This is a genomic window from Isoptericola sp. NPDC060257, assembly GCF_042726645.1.
GTDB lineage: Bacteria > Actinomycetota > Actinomycetes > Actinomycetales > Cellulomonadaceae > Isoptericola > Isoptericola nanjingensis.
In genome coordinates, this window is sequence record NZ_JBHXAW010000487.1 from 1 (window position 1) to 1,570 (window position 1,570).

2 protein-coding genes and 1 pseudogene are annotated in these 1,570 nt (G+C 76.2%); 2 read left to right on the plus strand and 1 reads right to left on the minus strand.

The annotated features are described in order from the left end of the window. Window positions 1-60: 60 nt before the first annotated feature. Window positions 61-381: a lycopene cyclase domain-containing protein gene (locus tag ACFWEK_RS21540; protein WP_430547857.1), complete on the plus strand. Its 321-nt coding sequence runs from the start codon at window positions 61-63 to the stop codon at window positions 379-381. Then, complete coding sequence (locus ACFWEK_RS21545; protein WP_430555365.1) at window positions 378-1,292, plus strand: prenyltransferase; 915 nt, start codon at window positions 378-380, stop codon at window positions 1,290-1,292. The genes ACFWEK_RS21540 and ACFWEK_RS21545 overlap by 4 nt, the downstream gene beginning before the upstream one ends. A 30-nt stretch (window positions 1,293-1,322) precedes the next feature. On the opposite strand, the pseudogene ACFWEK_RS21550 reads toward ACFWEK_RS21545, so the two are convergent. After that, window positions 1,323-1,570: pseudogene (locus ACFWEK_RS21550) on the minus strand (hypothetical protein); the annotation flags it as partial.

Below are 1,570 nucleotides of genomic sequence, written 5' to 3' on the forward strand. Positions count from 1 at the left end.
ACGTCGCCCCGCCCGGCGTGGCGCGCTGCACGCGGTGCCGGACCCCGTCCGGGAGGCGCGATGACGTACGCCGGGCTCGCGGTCGGCGTCGTCGCCGGGGCGCTCGTCCTCGCGCTGGTCGTGGCGCGCGTGCGCCGCCTCGGCGCCCGGTGGTGGGCGGCGACGGCGCTCGCCGCCGTCGTGCTCGTGGCGCTCACCGTCGTCTTCGACAGCCTGATGATCGCCGCCGACCTGTTCCGGTACGACGGCGCCGCGCTCGTGGGCGTGCGCGTGTGGCTCACGCCCGTCGAGGACCTCGCCTGGCCGGTCGTCGCCGCGCTGCTGCTGCCCGCCCTGTGGGCGCTGGCGGGGGACGACGAGCGCGCGGAGGCCGACGCATGACGGCGCCCGTGACAGGGGGACAGGCGGTGGGTCCGGCGGCCGCGCTGCGCCAGGTGGTGGGGTCGTCGCGCCCGGTGAGCTGGATCAACACCGCCTACCCGTTCGCCGCGGCGTACCTGCTGGCGGGCGGGGCCGGCCGGGTCGGCGTCGCGGAGCTGGTGGTCGGCACGCTGTACTTCCTCGTCCCGTACAACCTGCTGATGTACGGGCTCAACGACGTCTGGGACTACGAGTCGGACCTGCGCAACCCGCGCAAGGGCGGCATCGAGGGCGTGGTGCTGTCCCGGCGGTGGCACCGCCTCACGGTGCGCGCCGCCGTCCTCAGCAACGTCCCGTTCCTCGCGTACCTGGTCCTCGTCGGGGACGCCGCCTCCACCGCGGTGCTCGCCGTGAGCGTGTTCGCCGTGGTCGCGTACTCCGCGCCGGGTCTGCGGTTCAAGGAGCGGCCGGTGCTGGACTCGGCGACGTCCGCGACCCACTTCGTCAGCCCCGCCGCCTTCGGCCTGGCGCTGGCGGGCGGCACGGTCACCGGCGCCGTCGTCGCCGTGCTGGGGGCGTTCTTCCTCTGGGGGATGGCGTCCCAGGCGTTCGGCGCGGTGCAGGACGTCGAGGCGGACCGCGCCGCCGGGATCGGCTCGGTGGCCACGTGGCTCGGTGCGGCGCGCACGGTGCGCGGGGCGATGGCGGCCTACGCCGCGGCCGGAGTCGTGCTGCTCCTGGCGGGCTGGCCGGCGGCGCTCGCCGCCGTGCTCGTCGTGCCGTACGTCGTGAGCGTCGCGCCGTTCCGGAACCTGCCCGACGACCGCTGCGAGGAGGCGCACGCCGGGTGGCGACGCTTCCTGTGGCTCAACCTCGTCACCGGCTTCCTGGTGACGCAGCTGCTCATCGCCGTCAGCCTGGGCTGGCTCTGAGCTCCGCGTCGACCCCGGGCGGGGTCGGGCTCAGCCACGCTCCCAGTCCTCGCGCGCACCGGGGACGACGGCGAAGAGCGGGTGCGTGCGCACCGGCGCGGCATCGTCGAGCGCGGGCGCGAGGCCGGGGGTGCGGACGCGCAGCTTGGCCGCGAGGTGCGCCCGCTCGAACTCCAGCTGCCCGTCGGTCACCGGGATGCGCCGCACCGGCGGGCGGCCGTCGCGCGGAGCGTCGAGGATCCGGCCGCGGTCGAAGGAGTACGTGCGGGCGGAGGCCT